Source organism: Escherichia marmotae, from assembly GCF_002900365.1.
Classification (GTDB): Bacteria; Pseudomonadota; Gammaproteobacteria; order Enterobacterales; family Enterobacteriaceae; genus Escherichia; species Escherichia marmotae.
This window is the reverse complement of record NZ_CP025979.1, coordinates 1-26,623: the sequence shown is the minus strand read 5'-3', so window position 1 is coordinate 26,623 and position 26,623 is coordinate 1. Positions and strand designations below refer to the sequence as shown.

The 26,623-nt window shown below is 49.8% G+C and carries 24 protein-coding genes and 1 tRNA gene; 8 read left to right on the top strand and 17 right to left on the bottom strand.

From position 1 onward, the window contains the following. Window positions 1-90 precede the first annotated feature (90 nt). On the top strand, window positions 91-1,086 hold the full coding sequence (gene flk / locus C1192_RS00135; protein WP_000615850.1) for a flagella biosynthesis regulator Flk: 996 nt from the start codon (window positions 91-93) through the stop codon (window positions 1,084-1,086). Here flk and C1192_RS00130 read toward each other — a convergent pair. Then, window positions 1,083-2,261 carry an MFS transporter gene (locus C1192_RS00130; RefSeq protein WP_000127795.1) on the bottom strand — a complete coding sequence of 393 codons (1,179 nt, stop codon included), beginning with the start codon at window positions 2,259-2,261 and terminating at the stop codon, window positions 1,083-1,085. The two genes, flk and C1192_RS00130, sit on opposite strands and share 4 nt — an antisense overlap. Before the next feature lie 286 nt (window positions 2,262-2,547). Beyond that, the gene (gene fabB, locus C1192_RS00125; RefSeq protein ID WP_000817180.1) at window positions 2,548-3,768 is read right to left on the bottom strand and encodes a beta-ketoacyl-ACP synthase I; all 1,221 of its coding nucleotides are present in this window, start codon (window positions 3,766-3,768) and stop codon (window positions 2,548-2,550) included. Between the two features lie 158 nt (window positions 3,769-3,926). On the opposite strand from fabB, the gene mnmC reads away from it, so the two are divergent. Next, the gene (gene mnmC, locus C1192_RS00120; RefSeq protein ID WP_038355940.1) at window positions 3,927-5,933 is read left to right on the top strand and encodes a bifunctional tRNA (5-methylaminomethyl-2-thiouridine)(34)-methyltransferase MnmC2/FAD-dependent 5-carboxymethylaminomethyl-2-thiouridine(34) oxidoreductase MnmC1; all 2,007 of its coding nucleotides are present in this window, start codon (window positions 3,927-3,929) and stop codon (window positions 5,931-5,933) included. A gap of 402 nt (window positions 5,934-6,335) precedes the next feature. Here mnmC and C1192_RS00115 read toward each other — a convergent pair whose 3' ends face one another. From C1192_RS00115 to prmB, 6 genes are all read right to left on the bottom strand, one after another. Continuing rightward, window positions 6,336-6,614 (bottom strand): YfcL family protein, encoded by a 279-nt coding sequence (locus tag C1192_RS00115; RefSeq protein ID WP_000559761.1) that lies wholly within the window; start codon window positions 6,612-6,614, stop codon window positions 6,336-6,338. A 32-nt stretch (window positions 6,615-6,646) separates the two neighbouring features. After that, window positions 6,647-7,195 carry an elongation factor P hydroxylase gene (gene epmC, locus C1192_RS00110; RefSeq protein WP_016262190.1) on the bottom strand — a complete coding sequence of 183 codons (549 nt, stop codon included), beginning with the start codon at window positions 7,193-7,195 and terminating at the stop codon, window positions 6,647-6,649. Next, on the bottom strand, window positions 7,195-8,004 hold the full coding sequence (locus C1192_RS00105; protein ID WP_000447350.1) for a sulfite exporter TauE/SafE family protein: 810 nt from the start codon (window positions 8,002-8,004) through the stop codon (window positions 7,195-7,197). The genes epmC and C1192_RS00105 overlap by 1 nt, the downstream gene beginning before the upstream one ends. Next, complete coding sequence (mepA, locus tag C1192_RS00100; protein ID WP_001043833.1) at window positions 8,004-8,828, bottom strand: penicillin-insensitive murein endopeptidase; 825 nt, start codon at window positions 8,826-8,828, stop codon at window positions 8,004-8,006. Before mepA ends, C1192_RS00105 begins: the two co-directional genes overlap by 1 nt. Before the next feature lie 3 nt (window positions 8,829-8,831). Next, window positions 8,832-9,917 (bottom strand): chorismate synthase, encoded by a 1,086-nt coding sequence (gene aroC / locus C1192_RS00095; RefSeq protein ID WP_038355939.1) that lies wholly within the window; start codon window positions 9,915-9,917, stop codon window positions 8,832-8,834. A 236-nt stretch (window positions 9,918-10,153) separates the two neighbouring features. After that, window positions 10,154-11,086, bottom strand: coding sequence for a 50S ribosomal protein L3 N(5)-glutamine methyltransferase (gene prmB, locus C1192_RS00090; RefSeq protein WP_001516801.1), 933 nt, complete (start codon window positions 11,084-11,086; stop codon window positions 10,154-10,156). Window positions 11,087-11,251: 165 nt separating this feature from the next. Between prmB and smrB the strand changes: the two genes are divergently transcribed. Then, a complete protein-coding gene (smrB, locus tag C1192_RS00085) occupies window positions 11,252-11,803 on the top strand; it encodes an endonuclease SmrB (RefSeq protein ID WP_000730816.1) in 552 nt (183 codons plus the stop codon). A gap of 68 nt (window positions 11,804-11,871) precedes the next feature. On the opposite strand, the gene sixA is transcribed toward smrB, so the two are convergent. The 4 genes from sixA to C1192_RS00065 all read right to left on the bottom strand — a co-directional run bounded on the left by sixA (window position 11,872) and on the right by C1192_RS00065 (window position 16,479). Next, a complete protein-coding gene (gene sixA, locus C1192_RS00080) occupies window positions 11,872-12,357 on the bottom strand; it encodes a phosphohistidine phosphatase SixA (RefSeq protein ID WP_001195823.1) in 486 nt (161 codons plus the stop codon). Window positions 12,358-12,559: 202 nt separating this feature from the next. Then, window positions 12,560-14,704 (bottom strand): fatty acid oxidation complex subunit alpha FadJ, encoded by a 2,145-nt coding sequence (gene fadJ / locus C1192_RS00075; protein WP_038355938.1) that lies wholly within the window; start codon window positions 14,702-14,704, stop codon window positions 12,560-12,562. Continuing rightward, window positions 14,704-16,014 carry an acetyl-CoA C-acyltransferase FadI gene (gene fadI, locus C1192_RS00070; RefSeq protein WP_038355937.1) on the bottom strand — a complete coding sequence of 437 codons (1,311 nt, stop codon included), beginning with the start codon at window positions 16,012-16,014 and terminating at the stop codon, window positions 14,704-14,706. The genes fadJ and fadI overlap by 1 nt, the downstream gene beginning before the upstream one ends. Before the next feature lie 180 nt (window positions 16,015-16,194). Continuing rightward, a complete protein-coding gene (locus tag C1192_RS00065) occupies window positions 16,195-16,479 on the bottom strand; it encodes a YfcZ/YiiS family protein (protein WP_001296261.1) in 285 nt (94 codons plus the stop codon). A gap of 371 nt (window positions 16,480-16,850) precedes the next feature. Here C1192_RS00065 and fadL point away from each other — a divergent pair, with 371 nt between their 5' ends. Continuing rightward, complete coding sequence (fadL, locus tag C1192_RS00055; RefSeq protein WP_001516804.1) at window positions 16,851-18,191, top strand: long-chain fatty acid transporter FadL; 1,341 nt, start codon at window positions 16,851-16,853, stop codon at window positions 18,189-18,191. Window positions 18,192-18,252: 61 nt separating this feature from the next. Here the strand turns inward: fadL and mlaA are convergent, their stop codons facing one another. Further along, window positions 18,253-19,008 (bottom strand): phospholipid-binding lipoprotein MlaA, encoded by a 756-nt coding sequence (mlaA, locus tag C1192_RS00050; protein WP_000776778.1) that lies wholly within the window; start codon window positions 19,006-19,008, stop codon window positions 18,253-18,255. Between the two features lie 302 nt (window positions 19,009-19,310). Between mlaA and C1192_RS00040 the strand changes: the two genes are divergently transcribed. The 3 genes from C1192_RS00040 to intS all read left to right on the top strand — a co-directional run bounded on the left by C1192_RS00040 (window position 19,311) and on the right by intS (window position 21,712). Next, a complete protein-coding gene (locus C1192_RS00040) occupies window positions 19,311-20,243 on the top strand; it encodes a formate/nitrite transporter family protein (RefSeq protein WP_000368110.1) in 933 nt (310 codons plus the stop codon). Window positions 20,244-20,318: 75 nt separating this feature from the next. Further along, a tRNA-Arg gene (locus C1192_RS00035) sits at window positions 20,319-20,393 on the top strand. Window positions 20,394-20,554: 161 nt separating this feature from the next. Beyond that, a complete protein-coding gene (gene intS / locus C1192_RS00030) occupies window positions 20,555-21,712 on the top strand; it encodes a prophage integrase IntS (RefSeq protein WP_038354833.1) in 1,158 nt (385 codons plus the stop codon). 70 nt (window positions 21,713-21,782) lie between these two features. Here intS and C1192_RS00025 read toward each other — a convergent pair whose 3' ends face one another. Continuing rightward, window positions 21,783-22,169: a HumD family translesion DNA polymerase gene (locus C1192_RS00025; RefSeq protein ID WP_038354832.1), complete on the bottom strand. Its 387-nt coding sequence runs from the start codon at window positions 22,167-22,169 to the stop codon at window positions 21,783-21,785. A 135-nt stretch (window positions 22,170-22,304) separates the two neighbouring features. On the opposite strand from C1192_RS00025, the gene C1192_RS00020 reads away from it, so the two are divergent. Beyond that, entirely contained in the window at window positions 22,305-23,402 is a 1,098-nt protein-coding gene (locus tag C1192_RS00020) for an acyltransferase family protein (RefSeq protein ID WP_072006442.1), read from the top strand. A gap of 36 nt (window positions 23,403-23,438) precedes the next feature. Here the strand turns inward: C1192_RS00020 and C1192_RS25540 are convergent, their stop codons facing one another. The 3 genes from C1192_RS25540 to C1192_RS00005 form a co-directional block, all read right to left on the bottom strand. Then, a complete protein-coding gene (locus C1192_RS25540; RefSeq protein WP_052463014.1) occupies window positions 23,439-25,361 on the bottom strand; it encodes a phage head-binding domain-containing protein in 1,923 nt (640 codons plus the stop codon). Window positions 25,362-25,461: 100 nt separating this feature from the next. Beyond that, on the bottom strand, window positions 25,462-26,352 hold the full coding sequence (locus tag C1192_RS00010; protein WP_038354834.1) for a P22AR C-terminal domain-containing protein: 891 nt from the start codon (window positions 26,350-26,352) through the stop codon (window positions 25,462-25,464). 68 nt (window positions 26,353-26,420) lie between these two features. Next, complete coding sequence (locus C1192_RS00005; RefSeq protein ID WP_000677939.1) at window positions 26,421-26,582, bottom strand: Arc family DNA-binding protein; 162 nt, start codon at window positions 26,580-26,582, stop codon at window positions 26,421-26,423. Window positions 26,583-26,623: the final 41 nt, after the last annotated feature.

Here is a 26,623-nt window from a genome sequence, read left to right as displayed (position 1 = left end):
ACCTGTATGAGAACGAGAGTTAACCGGACAAGTGTGCCATAATCTCGCGGCCAGGCATACTTGCGATGATTTCAGGTATAAGGATACGTAATGATACAACCTCTTTCAGGCCCTCCTCCTGCGCAACCACCAGGTCAAGGGGATAACCTGTCGTCTGGCGCAGGCAATCAGCCTTTATCCAGCTTGCAACGTACCGCGTTGGAAAGTTTGATGATCAAAGTGACTTCGCTGACGCAACAGCAGAGCGCAGAGTTGTGGGCCAATATAAAGCACGACATCGGTCTGCCGGGTGATTCACCTTTGCTTTCACGCCATTTCCCGGCAGCAGAACAAAACCTTGCGCAACGTTTGCTGTCTGCGCAAAAAAGTTATTCTGTCCGCCAACTTTTGGCCCAATTGGGGGAGTATTTACGTCTGGGAAATAATCGTCAGGCCGTCACGGATTATATCCGGCATAACTTTGGTCAGACGCCGCTAAATCAACTCTCACCAGAGCAATTAAAAACCGTCCTGACGCTACTACAGGAAGGGAAGATGGTTATCCCGCAGCCGCAACAGCGCCAGGCGACCGACCGACCTTTATTACCAGCGGAACACAATACGCTCAAGCAACTGGTCACCAAACTCGCGGCGGCAACAGGGGAACCCAGCAAACAGATTTGGCAATCGATGCTGGAACTTTCAGGGGTGAAAGATGGCGAGTTGATTCCGGCGAAACTGTTTAACCATCTGGTCACCTGGTTACAGGCTCGTCAGGCGTTAAGTCAGCAACACACTCCGACGCTGGAGTCACTCCAGATGGCGCTAAAGCAGCCACTGGATGCAAGCGAGTTGACGGTATTATCGACGTATGTTGAGCAAAAGTATGGGCTTTCAACACAATCAGCCCTGACGTCTGCACAGGCCGAAGATATCCTTAACCAGCTCTATCAGCGGCGGGTGAAAGGCATTGAACCGCGTGATATTCAACCGCTGCTCAATCCCTTTACCCCATTAATTGACACGATGAAAGAAATGTCAATGCGCCCCAGCCTGTGGATATTATTCGTCGTCATCATTGTGATGTTGATCTGGCTAGTGGGTTAACCCCGGCGAAACGACAGTATCGTCACAATAATCCCCAGCACCGCCGATATCGCCCCGGCAAGAAATACCGAAGAGTAGCCAAACGAGGTCGCCAGAACACCCGCCAGCGGCCCGGAAACACCGAGGGCGATATCCTGAAACGCGGCATAGCCACCGAGCGCTGTGCCGCGCACCTGGGAAGGAACGCGTTTAACCACTTCCACACCCAGGGCCGGGAATATAAGCGAACACCCAGCCCCGGTTAACGCCGCGCCCGCTAATGCGACCCACGCTCCCGGTGCCTGCCAGAGCATCAACAAGCCGGCCGTTTCTACCAGCAGAGAGACTATCGCCACTTTTACGCCACCAAAACGGTCTGGCATCCAGCCAAACATTACGCGCATTACGACAAATGCGCCGCCAAAGGCGGTGAGCGTAAAACCCGCCATCGCCCATCCTTTGCTGGCAAAGTAAAGCGAAACGAAGGTCCCGATAACCGCAAAGCCCACGCCCTGAAGCGCCAGGCCCAGCCCAGGCTTCCAGATAAGACCGACGACACTCCACAGCGAGGGGCGTTCTCCCGCCAGAGCTGGTACTTTGCGCACCGTGCCATTGCAGGCCCACGCCAGCAACGGCAGTATCATTGTCGTAAGTGCCAGGACGGCAAAACCGTAATGACTATGGATCAGTAAGCCAAGCGGTGCGCCGACAGCCAGTGCGCCGTAAATCGCCATCCCATTCCACGACATCACTTTTCCGGAGTGTTTTGGCCCGACGATGCCTAATCCCCAGGTCAGAGCACCAGTCAGCAACTGACTTTCACCAAAGCCAAGGATCAAACGCCCGACGACCAGCAGGGCAAATTTAATCGGCGCAGAAACAGGTAAAAGCGCAGCCAGCAATAAAGCACCACCGGCCAGGCCACAGGATAACATGCCCTGAAGTGCTGAACGTTTTGCCCCATATTGATCGGCCAGCCGTCCGGCATAACCTCGTGTTAATACCGTAGCCAGAAACTGAATGCCAACGGCAATTCCGACCATGGTGTTGCCATAGCCTAGCTCATGATGGACAAAAAGTGGGATCACCGGCAAAGGTAACCCTACGGTCATGTAGGTCAAAAAAACCGCAAAAGCGATGCGAAAAAGCGAAAAATTGGCAGAAGATCGTGTTTCTGTTTGGCTTACAGCAGTCATGCATTACTCCAGAATGCAGCGCAAGGCGAAGAATTTCCCCGTCTTATCTCTCTGGTTTTCAGGGTTACAGTGCGTTGGAAGGGTTTAACGCGTACGTATTTTCAGCAGGAAATCGACAAAGCAAGAAGTTTGCCTGGAACAAACAGCGATTGTCAATGATGTGAAAAAGGGAACCATCAGGCTCCCTTTTGCGTTACTGCCGAATGCGGAGCTGGCGCGTAATGTCGGATGCGACGCTTACGCGTCTTATCCGACCTGCTCCAACCGACTCCGACATGTCGCAGAATTAATCTTTCAGCTTACGCATTACCAGCGTGGCGTTGGTGCCGCCGAAGCCGAAGCTGTTAGACATAACGGTGGTCAGCTCGCGATCGGTCGTTTCGGTTACGATGTTCAGTCCCGCAGCCTGCTCGTCCAGCTCTTCAATGTTAATACTTGGGGCGATAAAGCCGTGTTCCAGCATCAGCAGAGAGTAGATTGCTTCCTGCACACCCGCAGCGCCCAGTGAGTGACCGGTCATCGCTTTAGTTGCAGAAATCGCCGGGCTATTATCACCGAACACTTCCCGGATAGCTGCCAACTCTTTCACATCGCCAACCGGAGTCGAAGTACCGTGAGAGTTCAGGTAGTCGATTGGGGTATCAACGCCGTGCATCGCCATCTTCATGCAGCGAACCGCGCCCTCGCCAGACGGAGCAACCATGTCTGCGCCATCAGACGTTGCGCCGTAGCCAACGATTTCAGCGTAGATGTGAGCACCACGAGCCAGCGCGTGTTCCAGCTCTTCAACCACCACCATACCGCCGCCGCCAGCGATAACAAAACCATCGCGGTGAGCGTCATAAGTACGGGAGGCTTTTTCCGGGGTGTCATTGTATTTGGTAGACAGCGCGCCCATCGCGTCAAATTCGCACGCCATTTCCCAGCACAACTCTTCGCCACCACCAGCAAACACGATGTCTTGTTTGCCCAGTTGGATCTGCTCGACTGCGTTACCGATACAGTGTGCGGAAGTCGCACAAGCGGAGCTGATGGAGTAGTTAACACCGTGGATTTTAAACGGTGTGGCGAGGCAGGCAGAAACGCCAGATGCCATCGCTTTGGTGACCACATACGGGCCAACCGCTTTCAGGCCACGCGGGCCGCGCATTGCGTCAGCACCGAACACCTGGAAACGCGGGGAACCGCCGCCAGAACCTGCAATCAGGCCAACGCGCGGGTTATTCTGGTAAGCTTCCGGGGAGAGGCCAGCATCTGCGATTGCCTGCTCCATAGAAAGGAATGCATAGATGGATGCGTCGCTCATAAAGCGCACAACTTTGCGGTCAATGAGGCCAGTGGTATCCAGTTTTACGTTGCCCCAGACGTGGCTACGCATGCCGGAATCCTTCAGCTCCTGAGAGAAAGTGATCCCTGAACGTCCTTCACGCAGAGATGCCAGGACTTCCTGCTGGTTATTACCGATGCTGGAAACAATGCCCAGGCCAGTAATCACTGCACGTTTCATTCAATACCTCTGTAAGTCGCACATAGAGTAAGTTTCGAATGCACAATAGCGTACACTTGTACGCCGAACAAGTCCGATCAGACAATTTATAGAGAAATTTGCGCAGCCTGACACACATCGCTAAGATCGAGCCACCGCCTGTAAGACGAGTAACTTACGTGAAACACTACGCTATACAACCTGCCAACCTCGAATTTAATGCTGAGGGTACACCTGTTTCCCGAGATTTTGACGATGTCTATTTTTCCAACGATAACGGACTGGAAGAGACGCGTTATGTTTTTCTGGGGGGTAACCAATTAGAGGCACGTTTTCCCACACATCCACATCCTCTGTTTGTGGTAGCAGAGAGCGGCTTCGGCACCGGATTAAACTTCCTGACGCTATGGCAGGCATTTGATCAGTTTCGCGAAGCGCATCCACAGGCACAATTGCAGCGATTGCACTTCATTAGTTTTGAGAAATTTCCCCTCACCCAGGCTGATTTATCGTTAGCACATCAACACTGGCCAGAACTGGCACCGTGGGCGAAACAGCTTCAGGCGCAGTGGCCTTTACCCTTGCCCGGTTGTCATCGTTTATTGCTCGATGAAGGCCGCGTAACGCTGGATTTATGGTTTGGCGATATTAACGAACTCACCAGCCAACTGGACAATTCACTAAATCAAAAAGTGGATGCCTGGTTTCTGGACGGCTTTGCGCCAGCGAAAAACCCGGATATGTGGACGCAAAATCTGTTTAACGCCATGGCGCGTCTGGCACGTCCTGGCTGCACGCTGGCGACCTTCACGTCTGCCGGTTTTGTCCGCCGGGGCTTGCAGGAAGCTGGATTCACGATGCAAAAGCGTAAGGGTTTTGGGCGGAAACGGGAGATGCTTTGCGGCGTGATGGAACAGACATTATCACTGCCCTCTTCCGCACCGTGGTTTAATCGCACAGGTAGCAACAAACGGGAAGTGGCGATTATTGGCGGCGGTATCGCCAGCGCGTTGTTGTCACTGGCGCTGTTGCGGCGCGGCTGGCAGGTAACGCTTTACTGCGCGGATAACGCTCCCGCGCTTGGTGCTTCTGGTAATCGTCAGGGAGCGCTGTATCCGTTATTAAGCAAACACGATGAGGCGCTGAACCGCTTTTTCTCTAATGCATTTACTTTTGCCCGTCGGCTTTACGGTCAATTACCCGTTAAATTTAATCATGACTGGTGCGGCGTAACGCAGCTAGCCTGGGATGAGAAAAGCCAGCACAAAATCGCGCAGATATTATCGATGGATTTACCCGCAGATCTGGCGATGGCGGTCAACGCAAATGAGGTTGAAAACATTACAGGTGTTGCGACAAATTGTGGCGGTATTACTTATCCGCAAGGCGGCTGGCTATGTCCGGCAGAACTTACCCGTAATGTACTGGAACAGGCGGAACAGCAAGGTTTGCAGATTCGTTATCAACATCAGTTGCAGGATTTATTGCGTAAGGATGACGGGTGGCAACTGACATTTGCAGATCATCAGCAGGTGATGCATAGCGTGGTGGTACTGGCGAACGGGCATCAAATCAGCCGATTCAGCCAGACGTCACCTCTACCGATGTATTCGGTTGCCGGGCAGGTCAGTCATATTCCGACAACGCCGGAACTGGCGAAACTGAAACAGGTGCTGTGCTATGACGGTTATCTCACACCACAAAATCCGGCGAATCAGCACCATTGTATTGGTGCCAGTTATCACCGCGGTAGTGAAGATACGACCTACAGTGAGGACGATCAGCAGCAGAATCGCCAACGGTTGATTGATTGCTTCCCGCAGGCGCAGTGGACGAAAGAAGTTGATGTCAGTGATAAAGAGGCTCGTTGTGGTGTACGTTGTGCCACGCGCGATCATCTGCCCATGGTGGGAAATGTCCCCGATTATGACGCCACGCTCGCGGAATATACCTCGCTGGCGGAACAGAAAGATGAAGCGGTAAGCGCACCAGTCTATGACGATCTCTTTATGCTTGCTGCTTTGGGTTCGCGCGGTTTGTGCTCTGCCCCGCTGTGCGCCGAGATTCTGGCGGCACAGATGAGTGAAGAACCTGTTCCGATGGATGCCAGTACGCTGGCGGCATTAAATCCAAATCGGTTATGGGTACGGAAGTTATTGAAGGGTAAAGCGGTTAAGGTAGGGTAATCTGCTTTGGCATTGTTTGCCGGATGCGGCGTGAACGCCTTATCCGACCTACGTGTGACCTGTAAGCCTGATAAGACGCGGTAAGCGTCGCATCAGGCATGGTGCTCCCAAGGTCGGATGCGGCGTGAACGCCTTATCCGACCTACGTATGACCTGTAGGCCTGATAAGACGCGGTAAGCGTCGCATCAGGCATGGTGCTCCCAAGGTCGGATGCGGCGTGAACGCCTTATCCGACCCACGTGTGACCTGTAGGCCTGATAAGACGCGATAAGCGTCGCATCAGGCATGGTGCTCCCAAGGTCGGATGCGGCGTGAACGCCTTATCCGACCTACGTGTGACCTGTAGGCCTGATAAGACGCGGTAAGCGTCGCATCAGGCATGGTGCTCCAGACGCCACAACTTACTGCTGTGAAGCCTGCTGAAACAGGTGTTCCCACATATCGGTCACCAGCGCCTGATCGCGTGGCGACAATTCACCCGCACCAATCGCTTTCTCCAGACTCTGGCTAACGGTTGTATGCACCGCCTGGGCGGAGTGGTCATCACCACTTTCCAGTTCTGCGATGGCTAACGTCAGGTGGCCACGCAAATACCCACTGGCAAACAACTCATCATCACTGGCATGGTCAACCATACCGTCGATTAATGCCAGAATGCGTGATTCAAACTCCGCGATCATCTTCTTTCCTCATTGTAAACGTGGCGCTGGCTTCAGTTGAGCACTTCCGGCCACGGAAACTGTTCCGCCGTAAGTTCCGGCGTGTGATAATAATTTCGTAATGCTTTTATGAAGCGTGCCGGACGTTCAGGAATACCGTTCGCCAGATAATCCATCACCTGCGCATGAACCCGTCGTTGGAATACCACACGATCCGGTTCGACGTCGCCTTCCAGGTTGTCGCAACTGACGTTAAACGGATATCCCGCCGCCACGCAGAACAACCAGTCAAGCGCCTGCGGCTTAACTTCAACATCTTCAAACTGGCTTTGCGTCCGGGCATCGCGTCCGTCAGGGCAATACCAGTAACCAAAATCAACCAGTTCACGGCGCGCTTTCCCGGCAATACACCAGTGCGAAATCTCGTGGATAGCACTGGCGTAAAAGCCATGAGCAAAGACGATTCGGTTATATGGAACTTCCGCATCAGCAGGAAGATAGATCGGTTCGTCGTCGCCTTTAATCAGACGGGTATTAAATTCATCGGCAAAGCAGCTATTAAAAATTTCAATCAACTGCTTGTAGTGGTGTGTACTGTTCATTAGTTCATCCCCAACCAGTGGAGGATCTCCTGTCCATGGCTATCATAAAGTAATTTGGCACTCATCACCGCCGAGACGATAACGATCATCGGGCGGATCAGTTTTTGTCCTTTGCTCAACACCAGTCTTGAACCCATACGCGCGCCGAGGAACTGCCCCACCAGCATCACGAATCCTGTCGCCCAAATCACTTTGCCGCCGAGAATAAACAGCAGCAGACCGCCGATGTTTGACGTTGCGTTAAGTAATTTGGCATGGGCGGTGGCTTTGGCGAGGTTAAAGCCGCACAGCGTAACGAAGGCCAGTGCGTAAAACGATCCGGCTGCCGGGCCAAAGAATCCGTCGTAAAAACCAACGCAGCCCCCTGCGACCAGCGCAAATGGCAGCCCATACATCCGACGCTGGCGATCTTCTTCTCCCAGTTTGGGCATCAGTAAGAAATAAAGACCGATACAAATCACCAGAATCGGTAAAATTTGCCGCAGCACATCAGCTTTAACGTACTGCACCAGCAGTGCGCCGCTCATCGAGCCGACAAAGGTCATGGCGATATTGAGTTTCTGATCGCTTAAGCTGACGACTTTGCGGCGAATAAAGTAGATGGTGGCGGAAATAGAGCCACCGCAGGCTTGCAGTTTGTTAGTTGCCAGCGCGTTAGCCGGAGACATCCCCGCCGCCATCAATGCCGGAATAGTGAGTAACCCACCACCACCGGCAATCGAGTCGATAAATCCCGCCAGTATCGCGACAAAAAAGAGAACTCCCAGCAACAGCGGGGAAACCATAAACAGGCTATTAAACGTTTCCATTAGATCACGTGCTCATCCAGTAGCGCCTGGCAGGAAGGCGGCAACGGAGGCGGTGTCTTCTTCTCAGGCTTTGTTGTTCCCGGTTTTGGTGGTTCAAACCAGCTTTGCAGTTCTGCCCCGCAACCATCGCCCGGCGGTGGTAAAGGTTGGTCTTCACACTCCAGGCTATCGGCAGGACAACGTAATCGTACATGCATATGTGCGCGATGCTGGAACCAGGGTCGCACTTTCCGCAACCAGTCACGATCGGTGCCTGCATCAAGGCAAAGTTGTTGTTTAATCGCCGGATTAACAAAAATGCGCGTCACGTCTTTGTCCTGCGCAGCAAGTTTGATCAGACTGAAAATTTCCGGCTTCCACAGCGTTGGGACGACATGCTTGCCATCACGGGAAACCAAATCCAGCGCCTGCGGACGCAAAAGTTGCGCGGCGGTCCAGCGAGTTTTCGGCAGTTGCAGGAAGATATCGACATCCAGTCCGGTCTGGTGGCTGGCGTGGCCGCCGTTGAAACGCCCACCAGCGGGCATCCCCATATCGCCAATCAGCACCGTCCCCATACCCAGATTGTTCACCTGGCTACTCAGACGCTGGATAAACATCACCAGATCCGGATGACCGAAATAGCGACGCTGATCGGTACGCATCACCTGATAATGTTCGGACTGTATCGGCAGCGTGTCAGCGCCGACGATACAGCCATTGGAAAAACTGCCTATCGATTGTGCGCTACCCGGCACAGGTTGGGTAATTTTTTGCCACGGCGTTGCTGCCAGGCTGGTGCTACTGGCAAGCAGGGCCAGCAGCGCAATCGCAGTTTTGTTCATTTTTTACCAGCGTGGAATATCAGTCTTCACATCGGCATTTTGCGCCCGTTGTCGTAACAGGTGATCCATCAAAACGATTGCCAGCATCGCTTCAGCGATCGGCACCGCGCGGATCCCGACACAAGGATCGTGACGGCCTTTGGTGATCATCTCAACTTCTTCGCCAAAGCGGTTAATTGTACGCCCAGGCACGGTAATGCTGGAGGTCGGTTTTAGCGCCATATGGGCAATGATTTGCTGCCCGCTGCTGATACCACCGAGAATACCGCCCGCATGGTCGCTCTGAAAACCTTCTTTGGTGATTTCGTCACGGTTTTGGCTGCCACGCAGCGCCACCACGTCAAAACCGTCGCCAATTTCCACGCCTTTCACCGCATTAATGCTCATCAACGCGTGGGCGATGTCAGCATCCAGGCGATCAAATACCGGTTCGCCAAGTCCGGCGGGTACGCCACTGGCAACAACAGTCACTTTCGCACCGATGGAGTCGCCCTCTTTTTTCAGCGCGCGCATCAACTCATCTAACGCGTCGATTTTATCCGGGTCCGGGCAGAAGAACGGATTTTGTTCAACTTGCGACCAGTCTTTGATTTCCAGTGGAATGTCGCCCATCTGGCTCAGGCAGCCGCGAATTTCGATGCCAAATTTTCCGGCGAGATATTTTTTAGCAATTGCTCCAGCCGCAACGCGCATGGCGGTTTCACGGGCGGAAGAACGTCCGCCGCCGCGATAATCGCGCAGGCCGTATTTTTGTTCGTAGGTGTAATCGGCATGACCCGGACGGAAAACGTCTTTAATTGCGCTGTAATCTTGAGAGCGCTGGTCGGTGTTTTCGATCAACAAGCCAATACTGGTGCCGCTGGTGACACCTTCAAAAACGCCGGAAAGAATTTTGACCTGATCCGGTTCACGACGCTGGGTGGTATAGCGCGATGTCCCCGGGCGACGCCGGTCGAGATCGTGTTGCAGGTCTGCTTCCGTCAGCGGGATGCCTGGCGGAACACCATCGACGATGCAACCGAGCGCAAGCCCGTGCGATTCACCGAAGGTGGTTACGCGAAAGAGTTGTCCAATTGTGTTTCCAGCCATCACGGCTCCGTTATTGTTGTGTTTGCATTTTTTACTCTAAATAATTCAAGTTGCAGGAAGGCGACAAGTGAGTGAATCCCCAGGAGCTTACAGAAGTAAGTGACTGGGGTGAACGACAAATCCGCATGGAGCGGATTTGAACGCTACTTGCAGCGGCCCCGTAAGGGGGGAGGCCCATGGATGAACCGAATAACCCGCAGACGCAGCACATGCAACTTGAAGAATGACGAGTAAATTTAATCTTTATAAATACCAAAATGTTCTCGTGCCGCAATAAGCTGCGCTTTGGTGAGCATAAACACACCATCGCCACCGTTATCAAACTCCAGCCAGGTGAACGGAACATCCGGATATTGTTCCATCAGATGTACCATGCTGTTGCCGACTTCACAAATCAGTACACCATCATCAGCAAGATAATCCGCCGCGTTGCCGAGAATGCGACGTGTCAGTTTCAGGCCATCAGTGCCAGACGCCAGCCCCAGCTCCGGCTCGTGACGGTATTCGTTTGGCAGGTCGGACATATCTTCCGCATCGACATACGGCGGGTTGGTGACGATCAGGTCGTACTGCACTTTCGGCAAATCACGGAACAGATCGGAACGAATCGGTATGACGTTGTGGATCAGACCATGTTCTTCAATGTTCTGTTCGGCTACCGCCAGCGCGTCGGGAGAGATGTCCACCGCGTCGACTTCCGCTTCCGGGAAGGCATAAGCGCAGGCAATAGCAATGCAGCCACTACCGGTACACATATCCAGAATATGTTGCGGTTGCTTGCTGATAAGTCCGGCAAATTTATTGTTGATCAGTTCACCAATCGGTGAACGCGGCACCAGCACGCGTTCATCGACGTAAAATTCATGGCCGCAGAACCAGGCTTTGTTGGTCAGATAGGCAACCGGAACGCGCTCGTTGACGCGGCGGATCACGCGCTCAACAATACGGTGTTTTTCGCTGGAGGTCAGACGGGCGTTGCGCATATCTTCCGGAATATCCAGCGGCAGGTAGAGCGACGGCAATACCAGTTGCACCGCTTCGTCCCACGGGTTGTCGGTGCCATGACCGTACCAGATATTTGCCGCGCTGAAGCGGCTAACCGACCAGCGCAACATGTCCTGAATGGTTTGCAGTTCATTTACTGCTTCATCAACGAAAATTTTATCCACGTATTCCTCCAGGGCATGGTCGCATTAATTTCGGCGGCTAGTTTGCCATGAAGATGACGATAAATCAGCATTCATGCGGCAATGACGCAGGAAAATTATGTTTTGGCCGATCGATTGCGCTACGAGTCGGGTAAACTGTAGGAAAAATAAAATAGAGATGCATAGATGAAAAAGAAAACAACTCTCAGCGAGGAGGATCAGGCCCTGTTTCGCCAGTTGATGGCGGGTACTCGCAAGATTAAGCAGGACACGATTGTCCATCGACCACAACGAAAAAAAGTCAGCGAAGTGCCGGTCAAGCGGTTGATTCAGGAGCAGGCTGATGCCAGCCATTATTTCTCTGATGAATTTCAGCCGTTATTAAATACCGAAGGCCCGGTTAAATATGTCCGCCCGGATGTCAGTCATTTTGAGGCGAAGAAACTGCGACGCGGTGATTATTCGCCGGAGTTGTTTCTTGATTTGCACGGCCTGACGCAGCTACAAGCCAAACAGGAACTGGGCGCATTAATTGCCGCCTGTCGCCGTGAACATGTGTTTTGCGCCTGTGTGATGCATGGGCACGGTAAGCATATTTTGAAGCAACAAACACCACTGTGGCTGGCACAGCATCCGCATGTGATGGCATTTCACCAGGCACCAAAAGAGTACGGCGGCGACGCGGCGTTATTGGTATTGATTGAAGTGGAAGAGTGGCTGCCGCCAGAACTTCCCTGACATTCAATACAACAAGAGCCACTTAAGTGGCTCTCTGAAAGTTGATATGCGATATAAACGTTGCGTAATTATATCGCTTTTGCCATTTTCAAATTACACGGGCTCATCTGCCAGTTAAATTCGCCTTTTCCGCTTTCATCAAGCGTTACGCTGGCAATAGCTGAAGTGGTAAACATAGGCGGCGTTTCGCCCGGACATAACTCGGCTACCAGATAACCGACTAAGGGTAAGTGAGAGATAACCAGTACCGACCCGACTCCCTCGTTGGTCAATGCCTGAAGATAAGCACTAACCAGACCGACATCGCCGCAGGGCGTCAATTCTGGCAGAACTTCGACACTGGATGGCAGTTCCATACAATCACCTACGACATCCAGAGTTTGCTCGGCTCGCAGGAACGGGCTCACCAGAACACGTTCGACTTCCACTTTTTGACCTTTCAGCCAGTTCGCCATCAGGCGAGATTCGTCACAACCGTTAGTGGTCAGAGGACGAACCGAATCACTGGCGGCATCGAGGGCTGCGTCGCCGTGACGCATGATAAAAACTTGCATATTGCACCGCTTTTGTTAACCAGATTCACCCGTCTTCTTTCATCTGAAACCAGAGAAAGAAGACGGTGGCCGGCATTGTGCCTTATCCATTCACCGAATGAAACGCTGTTTTTTACCTCAATGGCGTAAGTATAGTCAATATGCGTTTACATTTTAACCAAGGCTCCACCATTCAGCGCGGATTCATATAGCTTTGACCTTCTTATTGCAGGTCAGTTGCAGTTGTTTTCCAAAAACTTTCCCCATGCTCACTCATCTCAAGTAAACGCTCGCAAGGGGTAAAACGGGAACCATATTGCGCGGCCAGTCGTTGCATTATTGCAACCACTTCGCCCGCGCCGAGAGAATCGATATAGCGGAACGGACCACCGAGAAATGGCGGAAAACCAATTCCAAATACTGCGCCAATATCCCCGTCTCGCACGCTACGGATAACCTGCTCGTCCAGACAACGTACTGCTTCATTCAGCATCAACATCACACACCGTTCAGCAACCTGCGGTGCGGACAGTCGCCCCTGCCCTTGCGCGCCAATCAACGGGTAAATGGCGGGATCAACCTGTTTTTTGCTTTTACGCCCTTTTTGGCGGTAAAGATAGAAACCCCGGCCATTTTTTCTACCTTTACGATCGTCGTTCAAAATTGAAGAAACAACATTTGCAGGCGCACTAAAACGTTCTCCATAAGTTGCTTCCAGTACAGGAATAATTTTAGTCCCTGTGTCGATTCCTACCTCATCCAAAAGTTGGATTGGTCCCACCGGAAAACCAAATTTAACCAGTGCGGCATCAATGTGCTCAACACGCTCACCTTCGGTCAACATGCGGATAGCTTCATTAATGTAAGGTGCCAGAATGCGATTAACGTAAAATCCGGCTTTATCCTGCACCACGATTGGCGTTTTGCCCTGTTTTTTCGCCAGTTTTACCGTGGTGGCGAGGGTTTGCGCCGATGTCCCGGCGTGAGGAATGATTTCTACCAGCGGCATTTTTTCTACCGGGCTGAAGAAATGCAGGCCGATAACCTGCCCTGGTCGTGAGGCGTGAGCGGCAATATCGCTAATCTGTAAAGATGAGGTATTGGAGGCAAAAATTGTATGAGGGGCGCAGTTTTGCTCCACTTCCGCCACCATCTGTTGTTTTAATTCGAGATTTTCAAACACTGCTTCAATAATCAGATCGCGATGGGAAAAACCGTGATAATCCATAGAACCTGAAATCAGCGCCAATTGTTTGTCGCGTTCACTGGCTTTGATATGCCGGCGGCGCACTTTCCCCTCCAACTGATCCCAACTGTATTTCAAAGCATGATTTATGCCCTGGGCGTTGATATCTTTAATTCTTACAGGTAGCCCCGCTTTACCGGCTGTAACGTAAGCAATACCACCGCCCATCAAGCCACCACCTAATATCCCCACGCTATTTAATGGGGCGGGGGCAACATCGCTGCCAGGATCTTTCTTCACGTCGGTACTGGCAAAAAAGATATTACGCAGAGCCTGTGATTGCGATGTCATTGCCAGTTCGCCAAAGGCCCGTGCTTCAGCGTCATAACCGCTACTGGAGCCCTGCGCTAATCCTGTTTCGATAACCTCAAGAATGCGTTCTGTCGCCGGGTAGTTGCCCTGGGTTTTCTGTTCTGTTTTCTTGCCTGCCATTTTGAATAACAGCGCACGACCTAATGGCCCGGCCATCACTCGTTCACGAATCGGGAGAGTCCGAGAAACTGTACGCTCCTGCTTCGCCAGCTCTACAGCGGCTTCCAGTAAAATAGAATGCGGAACGACGTCATCCACCAGCCCCAGCTTTAACGCCTGCTTTGCCCGTAGTTGCTTGCCAGTGAGGATCATCTCTAGTGCTGTGCTGACGCCGATCAGGCGCGGTAAACGCTGGGTGCCGCCTGAACCAGGTAACAACCCAAGTTGTACTTCCGGCAAGCCGAGCACGGTTTTAGAGTCGTCTGTACAGATACGACCGTGGCACGCCAGTGCCAGCTCCAGACCACCGCCCAGGCAAGCGCCGTGAATGGCGGCAATAACAGGAACTGGCAAAGCATGAATTTCCGCCATCAACTGTTGGCCCTGCCGCGCCAGTGCTTCCGCTTCTTGCGCGGTTTTGCAGTTGCCAATCATGTTGATGTCTGCACCGGCAATAAAGTTGTCCGGTTTAGCGGAGATAAACACTACGCCTCGAAGTTCTTTATTTTCGCGGAGTTGTTTAATAATGGCGCGCACCTGCGAGGCAAACTCTGCCTTCAGGGTATTCATTCTTTCGCCGGGAACGTCAATGGTGATGACGGCAATATTGTCCAGACGTACATTTAGGGTAAAAGCCGATACCATTTCCATTATTCCGCCTCCAGAACCATTGCCGCACCAAGTCCACCTGCGGCACAGGCGGTCACTAAACCAAATCCACCGCCGCGACGGCGAAGTTCGTGTAATGTCTGGGTAATCATCCGCGCGCCGGTTGCCGCGAAGGGATGACCATAAGCAATGGAACCGCCAAGCACGTTAAATTTGCTATCGTCCACTTCGCCAGTGGCATGTGCACGCCCCAGCACATCGCGGGCAAAACGTTCGCTACCCAGCAACTGAATATTTGCCAGCGTCTGGGCGGCAAATGCTTCATGCATATCAATCAATGTCAGATCGGCCATCGTCAGGCCTGCTCTCTCCAGCGCCAGCGGCGTTGACCAGGCCGGACCGAGCAACATGTCCTGCCAGACATCAATAGCGGTAAACGCGTAACTGCGCAGATATCCCAGCGGCACCAGCCCTAATTCTTTCGCTCGCGATTCGGTCATCAGGATCACTGCCGCCGCGCCATCGGTCAGAGGCGTACTGTTCGCCGCAGTTACCGTTCCGTGTTTACGGTCAAATGCCGGACGCAGTTTTGCGTAATCAGCAAGCGTGGAATTACCGCGAATATTGTTGTCTTCCGCGAGGGGTTGTTTATAAGGAGGGATAAAGGCGGTCATCACCTCTTCTTTGAGTTTGCCTTCTGACCATGCCTGGGCAGCACGCTGGTGCGAACGGTGCGCCAGTGCATCTTGCTGTTCGCGGGTGATACCGTAGGTTTTCGCCATTTGTTCGGCGGTATCGCCCATTCGCAAACCGGTGGAATATTCCGCTACCGCAGGCGGAACAGGCATTAAGTCACGCAAACGCAAGCTGGAGAAGAGTTTAAGACGCTGGCTCAGCGTGCGGGCTTTGTTGACATCAACCAACACGCGCGCCAGTTTTTTACTGACGCCAATTGGCAATACCGAAGAGGAATCGGCCCCGCCAGCAATACCGGCGCGGATGGTTCCCGCCATCAGGCTTTCGGCCACGTTCGCAACCGCCTGGAAACTGGTAGCGCAAGCTCGGCTGACGCTGTATGCGTCGGTATGGACGTTCATTCCAGTGCCAAGAACAATTTCACGCGCAATATTGGGAGCCTCTGGCATTTGCACAACCCGACCAAAGACCAGTTGTTCAATCACTTCGGCGGGGATCTCACTACGTGCCAGCAGCTCACCGACGACCATCTTCCCCAAATCAACAGCGGGAATGCCATGAAAAGCCGTTGCCTGGCGAGCAAAAGGCGTACGTAACCCGCTAACGATGGCGATGCGATCGCCCTGGCGGGTAACCAGCGGTAAAACCTGACCCATAACACTCCCCTGTAAAAAAAGACATAAAGTGGTCTGACCTGATCATAGTCTTAACTATTTTTTACATTTAGCCAAGTGGAGAAAAGGGAAAGTGGGAGCTATGACACAGAGAGAAAAGAAGAAGAGAAAATAAAACGCCCCTGCCAACAACCTGGCAGGGGCGTATGTACCCGAGAGGAATTAACGCAGACCCAACTGGAAAATCAGCATTTCAGCTTCGCAGGCAAAAGTGAAATCAATATCCAGGCGAACACCGTCAGACTCTTCAGTGAAAGTCGGGGTGATTTTGCATGGTTCGGATTCTACGCTACGGGCTTTTTCAGTCAGCGCCGCCAGCGTTTGTTCTGCTTCTGCGCGGTTTGCAAACACGCGGCTGTAAGACGCGGTGCAATCGGAGTTGTCCATAATGGTGCCAACATCCATACAGCAGCAAACCGGGGTTTCATCAGCACTACATTTACTCATCGTTGATTTCCTCTGTATGTGCACCCAAGGTGCCAGATAAACGTTACGGATATTTTACGCTTCTGAAAAGTGCTGCTCCAGTTGTTAATTCTGCAAAATCAGATAAGTGACCGAAATCACACTTAAAAATGATCTAAAACAAAATTCACCTGGATGAATGAGTGCGCCACCTCCAAATTTTGCCAACTGGATCGCGTTTCTTAGATCATATTTGAAAAAATATAGAAACATACTTGCAACATTCCATCTGGTCAGACCTATACTCTCGCCACTGGTCTGATTTCTAAGATGTACATCAGCCCCTACACTTCGCGCTCCTGTTACAGCACGTAACATAGTTTGTATAAAAATAAATTATTGAGGTTATGGTCATGAGCCAGAAAACCCTGTTTACAAAGTCTGCTCTCGCAGTCGCAGTGGCACTTATCTCCACCCAGGCCTGGTCGGCAGGCTTTCAGTTAAACGAATTTTCTTCCTCTGGCCTGGGTCGGGCTTATTCAGGGGAAGGCGCTATTGCCGATGATGCTGGTAATGTCAGCCGTAACCCCGCGTTGATTACCATGTTTGACCGCCCGACTTTTTCTGCGGGTGCGGTTTATATTGATCCGGATGTGAATATCAGCGGAACTTCTCCGTCTGGTCGTAGCCTCGACGCGGATAACATCGCACCTACAGCATGGGTTCCGAACGCACACTTTGTTGCGCCGATTAACGACCAATTTGGTTGGGGGGCTTCCATTACCTCTAACTATGGTCTGGCGACAGAGTTTAATGACACTTATGCAGGCGGTTCTGTCGGTGGTACAACCGACCTCGAAACCGTGAATATGAATTTAAGCGGTGCCTACCGCTTAAACAACGCCTGGAGTTTCGGTCTTGGTCTTAACGCCGTCTATGCTCGTGCAAAAATTGAACGTTTTGCAGGTGATCTGGGGCAACTGGTTGCTGGTCAGATTATGCAATCTCCCGCCGGACGGACACCACAGGGACAAGCGCTGGCTGCAGCCGCTAATGATATTGAAAGTAACACCAAAATTGCTCATCTGAACGGCAACCAGTGGGGCTTTGGCTGGAACGCCGGGATCCTGTATGAACTGGATAAAAACAACCGCTACGCGTTGACCTACCGTTCTGAGGTAAAAATTGACTTCAAAGGTAACTACAGCAGCGACTTGCCAATTGGCCTGAATAACTACAATCTCGGTTTGCCTGGTGCTACAGGTGGCGCAACGCAGTCGGGTTATCTGACGCTGAACCTGCCTGAAATGTGGGAAGTGTCTGGTTATAACCGTGTTGATCCGCAGTGGGCGATTCACTATAGCCTGGCTTACACCAGTTGGAGTCAGTTCCAACAACTGAAAGCAACCTCAACCGGTGGCGACACGCTGTTCCAGAAACATGAAGGCTTTAAAGATGCTTACCGCATCGCGTTGGGTACAACTTATTACTACGATGATAACTGGACCTTCCGTACCGGCATTGCCTTCGATGACAGCCCAGTTCCGGCACAGAACCGTTCTATCTCCATTCCGGATCAGGACCGTTTCTGGCTGAGCGCAGGTACTACTTACGCATTTAATAAAGATGCTTCTGTAGATGTCGGCGTCTCTTATATGCACGGTCAGAGCGTGAAGATCAACGAAGGTCCATATCAATTCGAGTCTGAAGGTAAAGCCTGGCTGTTCGGGACTAACTTTAACTACGCGTTCTAATAACACGTTAGCTTAATAAGAAAAAAGGTGAGTTTTACGACTCACCTTTTTTATTTGCATCTTATTCAGAATCGATATCTTTTAAATCATCCTGAATCGCTTGCGCGTTCGGGTTTTCCTGCGGTTTGAGTTCGCCGCCATTGGCGATGAAATCATGACGCTGGAAGTAAGCCTCGCGAACCATAATATAAGGATCGGACGACTGACGAAGCAGACCGTCGGAATCCAGTAACTGCGCACGGGTTTCGATCCCTTCAAGCGTCCATTTACCCACAGACATCGGCCAGGTCAACCAGGAAAGTACCGGGTAAAGAGCATCTGCCATATCACCGCCGTCATCACGCAGCGTGAAACTACCGTAGAACGGTAACTGAACATACGGCCCATAGCCCACGCCATAGTGACCGAGCGTACTACCAAAACGGTGAGGTTCAGTACGTTGCAGTTTCGGATTCGCCATCCCCGCAACATCAATAAAGCCGCCCATCCCCAAAATGGTGTTCAGGAAAAAGCGGGTAAAGTGAACCATCCCCTGATAAGGGTCGCCCTGCAGGAAATAGTTAACCATCACCGCAGGTTCTTCAAGGTTGCCGGTAAAATTGCTCAAACCGTTACGCGCCGGTTGCGGAACATAATCACGCCAGGCGACAGCTACCGGTCGAACCACATACGGGTCTAACACATTGAAGTTAAAATTGTACATGGTGCGGTTGAACCCTTCTAACGGGTCTGAACGCCCTTGCTGATCTGTACCGGAACTCGCACACCCCACCAGAAGCGTAGTTCCCAGAGCAAGCGCCGACAGGCGAAGCTTCATAAATGTCTCCCTGTTTTTTATGGCTTTTTATGGCTTATGCAGTTTGCCATCCATGACGGAACGATACCGTATCCGCCTGTTTAGGTGTGGGCGATTGTAGCAGCACGTCAACTGATGTCCAGACGCCCTGAAATGCTGATTTGATCATAGCCTGGTAATCGCCGCCCTGTAGGCTACTTGATTCCGTAGAAACAGAAAAAGGCAAACGCGGCCTTTTATACATTTTCAGAGTAACTCCCGCCAGTTGCGAGCAAAAAAGCCGCTACGCTTTAGCTATGCGTGCTAATTCAAGAGACGACACCATGGATAACGACAAAATAGATAAACACAGCGACGAACTTGAAGTAGAGAGTGAAGAAAAAGAACGCGGGAAAAAAATAGAAATAGATGAAGACCGACTCCCCTCCAGAGCGATGGCTATTCACGAGCATATCCGCCAGGACGGCGAAAAAGAGCTGGAACGCGACGCAATGGCGCTACTGTGGTCAGCTATTGCTGCGGGCCTGTCGATGGGCGCTTCGCTACTGGCAAAAGGTATATTTCATGTCGAACTGGAAGGTGTACCGGGGAGTTTTTTGCTGGAGAATCTGGGTTATACCTTTGGTTTTATTATCGTCATTATGGCACGCCAGCAATTATTTACTGAGAATACCGTAACTGCGGTACTGCCGGTAATGCAAAAACCGACTATCGGCAACATCGGCTTACTGATGCGGTTATGGGGCGTCGTGTTGCTGGGTAATATTCTTGGAACAGGTATTGCGGCGTGGGCGTTTGAGTATATGCCTATCTTTAATGAAGAAACCCGCGATGCGTTTGTCAAAATCGGCATGGATGTAATGAAAAACACCCCCAGCGAGATGTTTGCCAACGCGATTATCTCCGGCTGGCTGATAGCCACAATGGTATGGATGTTCCCTGCGGCAGGAGCGGCAAAGATTGTGGTAATTATATTAATGACGTGGCTTATCGCCCTGGGTGACACCACTCACATCGTCGTGGGTTCTGTAGAGATCCTCTATCTGGTATTTAACGGCACGCTGCACTGGAGCGATTTCATCTGGCCATTTGCGCTACCTACTCTGGCGGGGAATATTTGCGGCGGCACTTTCATCTTCGCGTTAATGAGCCATGCACAGATCCGCAACGATATGAGTAACAAGCGTAAAGAAGAGGCCCGCCAGAAAGCAGAATGTGCGGAAACTATTAAGAAAAATGATAAAAACCCGGTGTAAGTGGCGAGGGTTTAAGCAATCGAGTGGCGGTGTACTTACTCCGCTGTTTAATAGCGGTTATACTCATGCCGCATTGTCCTCTTAGTTAAATGGATATAACGAGCCCCTCCTAAGGGCTAATTGCAGGTTCGATTCCTGCAGGGGACACCATTTATCAGTTCGCTCCCATCCGTACCAGTCCGCAAAATCCCCTGAATATCAAGCCTTCCGTAGATTCACAGTTCGTAATGGTTCGCGTCAGATCGTTGACAGCCGCACTCCATGACGGGTAAAAAGTGGATAAAATAATTTTACCCACCGGATTTTTACCCATGCTCACCGTTAAGCAGATTGAAGCAGCAAAGCCGAAAGAAAAACCATACCGCCTTCTCGATGGTAATGGCCTGTACCTTTATGTCCCTGTGTCAGGGAAAAAGGTATGGCAGCTTCGCTACAAGATTGACGGTAAGGAGAAAATCCTGACCGTCGGAAAATATCCGCTTATGACTTTGCAAGAGGCAAGGGATAAAGCATGGACTGCGAGGAAAGACATCTCGGTTGGCATCGATCCGGTAAAGGCGAAAAAGGCTTCGTCTAACAACAATTCCTTTAGCGCCATTTACAAGGAATGGTACGAGCACAAGAAGCAAGTCTGGTCTGTAGGGTATACGACTGAACTTGCCAAAATGTTTGATGACGACATTTTACCCATCATCGGCGGTCTTGAAATTCAGGATATTGAGCCGATGCAACTTCTTGAAGTAATCCGCAGGTTTGAAGATCGCGGTGCAATGGAACGAGCCAACAAAGCACGCAGAAGATGCGGCGAGGTTTTCCGTTACGCTATTGTCACCGGAAGGGCTAAATATAACCCGGCACCTGATCTTGCTGACGCCATGAAGGGATACCGCAAGAAGAACTTCCCGTTTCTTCCTGCAGACCAGATCCCGACATTCAACAAAGCACTGGCAACATTTTCAGGAAGTATCGTATCGCTCATTGCGACCAAAGTTTTACGCTACACAGCCCTAAGAACGAAAGAGCTTCGTTCTATGCTATGGAAGAACGTCGATTTTGAAAACAGGATTATCACTATCGACGCCAGTGTGATGAAGGGACGCAAGATTCATGTGGTCCCGATGTCGGACCAAGTGGTTGAACTTCTCACTACGTTAAGCTCCATCACCAAACCAGTATCAGAGTTTGTTTTTGCCGGGCGTAATGATAAGAAGAAGCCAATCTGCGAGAACGCGGTATTACTTGTGATCAAACAAATCGGCTATGAGGGTCTGGAAAGCGGTCACGGATTCAGGCATGAATTCAGTACGATTATGAACGAGCACGAATGGCCTGCTGATGCTATTGAAGTGCAACTGGCACATGCCAATGGCGGATCTGTGCGTGGAATTTACAACCATGCTCAGTATCTCGATAAGCGCAGGGAGATGATGCAGTGGTGGGCGGATTGGCTTGATGAAAAGGTGGGCTAACCAACGCTATATCTCTGACAGCACTAAGCCTTGCAATTCAGTGCAAAGCTTTTTGTGTCTCATTTCTGTCTCACATCACCGGGCAATCATCAAACTCACCCGTCCGCGCATCGTTGATGATGTAGGTGATTACGCCAAATATCGCATCAGGGCTCGTTCCGTCATCGTGCAGAGGTATAGCCTCCCTTCTTCCTGTCTGCAAATCTTCCAGGTGAACCTTGGGTGATTTGCGGTATCGCTTAATCCTCAGCTCACCTTCCATTCTGCAAACAAGTAATGAGCCGTCGCATGGTGATAGCGAAGCATCCACAACCAGCAGCGCGCCATTCAGGATACCTTCCCGGTAGTGCGTCGCACCCGCTCGCATGAAGTACGTTGCCGCTGGCCTGCTTATGATGCACTTGTCGAGCGATATGCGCTCTTCAACGTAGTCTTGTGCTGGACTCGGGAATCCCATAACTCACCTCCGATGGATACTGTATATTAATACAGTATTACTGATCGGCGGTGTCGATCAATAGCGTTTGTGGTGCTAAACTTCAGACCTTTCAGAAGCTACTGATACTTATCAAAAAACTATTATAGGTGTATTTTGGAAATCGATAACAGTCCACCAAGAAAGAATAACCTTCAGTATATACAGGCGCTTAGGGCTATTGCAGCTATGCTTGTCGTACTTTGCCATGCAAGGGATTTTTTGAAAGGAACAGAATATGAATGGCTGGCTCAGCGATTATTTTGGCCTGGTGCATTCGGAGTTGATTTATTTTTCATCATTAGTGGTTTTATCATAATTTATACGTCTCATAGCTACCAAAGCAATGATTTGATAAAGTTTATTAAAAAACGTTTCTTAAGAGTTTGGCCTCTATATTTCATCATGACTATTGCATATATAGTCATTGTTAAAAATGTTGATTTATCTTTAATGCATGGGTTTTCATATAACCAATCATCTAGCTCATTTGAATTAACAAACATAATCAAAGGTTTGCTTTTCATTCCACTAAACACTGAGTCACCTATATACTTTGGGCCTCCATCATTGTTCGTTGGATGGACCCTCAATTATGAAATATATTTTTATTTAGTTTGCGCCATTGGAATAGCGCTGGGGAAGTTTAGGTATACATTTTATATATTATGGTTTTTCATTACACTGTTAGCTTTGCCATCTATTGCGGGTGTATTCGACAGACCAAAAATTGAAGGTTTAGGATATATAAATTTAACCATGCAAAGCCTGATTTGGGAGTTTGTCTTCGGTGCGATTATTGCTATCCTATACAAAAGTGGTAACTTTTCAATTAGAGACAAAAGGATTGCAATACCATTAATTTCGATTGGAATCATAATCCCTGTATGGGCTTACATAACACAGTTTGATGCTGGGCATGGGATTTTTCATTCAGGGAAATATTTTTGCATAATGTTTGCATGCTTTACTGCATGCTCTGACTACATACAAGACAACATCAAAATACCACGTATTTTCATCATGATTGGTGATGCTTCATACTCTTTGTATTTAGTTCATCCAATTACGTTTATATTATGCTTTAAGATGATAGATTGGCTTGGGATGGCTGATTTATCAAAAAGCTTCTCGTTTATTTTTATTGTATTTATAACATCTGTAGCTTTTGCACTACTAAGCTATAAATATATCGAGAAAAATATTCCAAGATAATTTTGAAGCGGCATGTTTGAAGCATGCCGCTATTGGTTAGGCAGAAATATTCACAATCCCCCATGTACTTCCATTCCACACCCATTGGACAGTAGGGTCGGAAGGATATGTTGCTGGAGATGTTCTGTAGGACACCAAGCCGATTGGGAAAGAACCTGTGTTCTCTGTCACAGTAGGCTTTACGCTAGATCTCATTTTTACTTTCTCCCATCCGCAGAATACTGGAAGAAAGGTTCCGTTATACTGGCTAAAATACGCTCCTCCAACATAAGCGCTCATTCCGGATTCAACTGTAATCCTTAATCTGTATGCTTTACTTTTGTCGTTGGTTGGCGCTGAAACTTTGTATAACTTCCACCCTCCAACACCCATATCGTAGAACATATTAACTGGCATATAGATGGTATTAGTACCATCTTGAGCTTCTATAGCTATCTCAAGCGGTGTGTCGCCTTTAAAGTAAAAAGCTCCACGAATGAAACCTGACTGTGTTTTAGTTAAATTTAGGGTTATTCTGCAACGTTGAGATGCGTTAGTGACTCCAAACCATCTACCGCAGCCAGATGGTTCATTAGGGTCAGAACCAACCTTTCGTTCGTTCGGTATAGTTAAAAGGGAAAAGTCAATCGGTGCTCCGTAGACTCCTTCAATAACCGACCAATCTCCAGAAGGGCAAAGATTAGAACCGGAGACACTGAACGTCTCTCCTCCCTGTGAGCCTGCTGTAGGGTCTGTCCCTAATATGGTATTCATGGGGCTCATGGTTGAGGCCCAGCCCCCAAATTGCGCACGCGCGCCAAGTATGGTCCACGGCCCACGTATTTTCCCATTGCCCGTAACCTCGCCATACAAACCTATCACAACATTATGCTGATTTGGGGTGCTATTGTTATAGAGCAAATAATCGCCGCTTCCCGATGTGTCAAGACCTATAAATGTGTTTGCGTTCCCCTCATACGGAGCACCGGTCTGGCGACTAAAACCTGATCCAGTTATGATCAGACCACCACCGCAAAGCTGCTCAAATGTATTTTGATTTATAGATCCATCAGAGATGTCAATTATGAATCTGCCACCACCTGCCGCAGTACCTGTTTTGATGCGTACAAAATGATTCCAATAACTCCCGCCACCCCATACAACCAACCCAGGCAGAGTGTATGCGTCTGATGAAAAAAATCTTATATCGCCGGTCGTATCAATGTTCGAGATAATAGAAAACTGTAGCCCTCTAATGTATAACGATTTACATGAAAGGCCAGTTACATTTATAGATTTACTATGAAGGATTAGGAAATCCCCGTTAGGGATTCGGCCAACACAATCAACGTTACAGCGGATCACAAAGCGACCAGCAGAAGCATGAATGCCAGTCAGCTTGGTCATATCAACGACATAATCGCCTGGAGGGATATGCAATGATTTTCTGTTTTTCCCATACTCAACTAATTGTGAATAATCACCGTTAGCATAATCCAATGCCTCACACAGTTTAGCAGTAACATCTGTACCATCCGGGAATACTCCCCATCCACGCACGTCTAAATCATCACGCCAGCGAGAAATCTGCAATGCGGGATATTTGGTTGCCCCATCAGGGTCTTCAATCTGCTGCCTTAACTGATCCGGGTCGTACTTCAGCACATTAGGAAAATAGAACTGCTGCGCACCATATGCATCATAAACAGCCATAGAGTGGCCTTGCACAGTTACGAACTTGGCAATCTGTCCGTTATATACCGGATATCCAGCAGCGTTAATGATGATTGGTTGTGAAACAGGAACGTGAGAACCATCCTCATTCTCCACATAAACCTGAATCTGGTTTTCAGGATTTACCGGGTCAGTGTCAATTTTTCCTATATAAATTTTGCCATTGGCTACGGCTTTAAAAGAACGTGCCATAGTGAAGAGTTGCGAAGGCATCGATACAATCACATTGGCTGTAATGTCTGTCATTTAATTTGCTCCAGATACAAGGAATCGCCGCAGCATGGCTACGGTGAATTTTGGGCATAAAAAAACCCAGCCGAAGCTGGGTCGTTGCGTTGGTTATCTGTCAGTAGTTATGTACTGAAGGAGGTAATTCTTTATTCTTAAGTCTCATCCATGCGGAAAGATTCGTTGGTCCGTCTGGCTCATTGATATCAACATCTCGTGTGTGGTTTATTAAAACGTCTCTTGCCATTCCGATAACATACGAGAACTCATGACCATAGTCGTAGCATCTGCCGGAATAGTTCGATTGAATTTGTTTCAGCGCCGGATACAGTTTGCGGAATAATGCCTGTGAGCGGTTGGCATAATCCCATAACCATACAAGGCTGTTTGCTTCTTTTGCAGAAAGCTCGTTGACTTTCCTCTCTTGTTTGCCGATGAACTCACCTTCAAGCACCACCCTGTGGATGTACTCTACAGCTTGCGGGATTTGTTCAATTGAAAGTTCATCAATGCTGTCAATACCAAAACGCTGATGAACCATATTGTATGCATCGTCATAGCGAAGTCCTTTCTTTCCTACCAGCATGTTTACTGCATCTCGTAGCGGTGTGCGTTCAGCTACTGAAGTTTTACCTCCAATAGCCTTCCTATCTTGTGTGGCAGTAACCATTGCGTCATATGCACGGATAACCTTCAGCGCAAAGGATGCACTAATCCACATGGCGTAGGAGTAAACAAGCTCCTTGCACACGTAGGTTCCACCATATCGACCTTTCTTAGAAAGGACGGGATTCTTATTCTGCATATCCGCAGAATTAAAAATTTCATTAATCAATTCAATAGTTTCATTTCTACGCATGAAGAAAGCTGGCTGATGTTTTTCCTCCTTCCCAGACGCTACATGAAGGTCATTAAGCGAGTAACGCCCCTCTGAATCCATATGAATCTTGACGTCAGAAATGATGATGCTATTAGTGCAATTTACAGTTGACTTTGCTAAGCTTGACATATCAATAATACCTCGTAAGTTTTGTTGATACCGAAGCCCTGACTGTTCCAGCAGTTGGGGCTTCAACTTTACGCACCAATGCGCCCTTCCTTCTTAAAGCTTTCCATTACTCGCTGATAAATCTCAGAATTAACAGACCGACCATTCTCTTCCGCCACCTTGCGTACCAAATCCAATACTTCTTTAGGCCACCGCAAATTGAACTGCGGCATTTTGCTCATTCCTTTCATGTTCACCTCACAATATAGGTCCACGGTGGACCTATTGAGAA

Excerpts from the sequence above, each read along its gene's own strand:
- fadI (WP_038355937.1), bottom strand. The coding sequence starts at position 16,014 with ATGGGTCAGGTTTTACCGCTGGTTACCCGCCAGGGCGATCGCATCGCC.
- C1192_RS00065 (WP_001296261.1), bottom strand. The coding sequence starts at position 16,479 with ATGAGTAAATGTAGTGCTGATGAAACCCCGGTTTGCTGCTGTATGGAT.
- C1192_RS00130 (WP_000127795.1), bottom strand. The coding sequence starts at position 2,261 with ATGACTGCTGTAAGCCAAACAGAAACACGATCTTCTGCCAATTTTTCG.
- fabB (WP_000817180.1), bottom strand. The coding sequence starts at position 3,768 with ATGAAACGTGCAGTGATTACTGGCCTGGGCATTGTTTCCAGCATCGGT.
- fadJ (WP_038355938.1), bottom strand. The coding sequence starts at position 14,704 with ATGGAAATGGTATCGGCTTTTACCCTAAATGTACGTCTGGACAATATT.
- C1192_RS25540 (WP_052463014.1), bottom strand. The coding sequence starts at position 25,361 with ATGACAGACATTACAGCCAATGTGATTGTATCGATGCCTTCGCAACTC.
- aroC (WP_038355939.1), bottom strand. The coding sequence starts at position 9,917 with ATGGCTGGAAACACAATTGGACAACTCTTTCGCGTAACCACCTTCGGT.
- C1192_RS00105 (WP_000447350.1), bottom strand. The coding sequence starts at position 8,004 with ATGGAAACGTTTAATAGCCTGTTTATGGTTTCCCCGCTGTTGCTGGGA.
- C1192_RS00115 (WP_000559761.1), bottom strand. The coding sequence starts at position 6,614 with ATGATCGCGGAGTTTGAATCACGCATTCTGGCATTAATCGACGGTATG.
- C1192_RS00010 (WP_038354834.1), bottom strand. The coding sequence starts at position 26,352 with ATGTCAAGCTTAGCAAAGTCAACTGTAAATTGCACTAATAGCATCATC.
- C1192_RS00040 (WP_000368110.1), top strand. The coding sequence starts at position 19,311 with ATGGATAACGACAAAATAGATAAACACAGCGACGAACTTGAAGTAGAG.
- mlaA (WP_000776778.1), bottom strand. The coding sequence starts at position 19,008 with ATGAAGCTTCGCCTGTCGGCGCTTGCTCTGGGAACTACGCTTCTGGTG.
- sixA (WP_001195823.1), bottom strand. The coding sequence starts at position 12,357 with ATGCAAGTTTTTATCATGCGTCACGGCGACGCAGCCCTCGATGCCGCC.
- mepA (WP_001043833.1), bottom strand. The coding sequence starts at position 8,828 with ATGAACAAAACTGCGATTGCGCTGCTGGCCCTGCTTGCCAGTAGCACC.
- fadL (WP_001516804.1), top strand. The coding sequence starts at position 16,851 with ATGAGCCAGAAAACCCTGTTTACAAAGTCTGCTCTCGCAGTCGCAGTG.
- intS (WP_038354833.1), top strand. The coding sequence starts at position 20,555 with ATGCTCACCGTTAAGCAGATTGAAGCAGCAAAGCCGAAAGAAAAACCA.
- smrB (WP_000730816.1), top strand. The coding sequence starts at position 11,252 with ATGAAAAAGAAAACAACTCTCAGCGAGGAGGATCAGGCCCTGTTTCGC.
- C1192_RS00025 (WP_038354832.1), bottom strand. The coding sequence starts at position 22,169 with ATGGGATTCCCGAGTCCAGCACAAGACTACGTTGAAGAGCGCATATCG.
- C1192_RS00005 (WP_000677939.1), bottom strand. The coding sequence starts at position 26,582 with ATGAAAGGAATGAGCAAAATGCCGCAGTTCAATTTGCGGTGGCCTAAA.
- flk (WP_000615850.1), top strand. The coding sequence starts at position 91 with ATGATACAACCTCTTTCAGGCCCTCCTCCTGCGCAACCACCAGGTCAA.
- epmC (WP_016262190.1), bottom strand. The coding sequence starts at position 7,195 with ATGAACAGTACACACCACTACAAGCAGTTGATTGAAATTTTTAATAGC.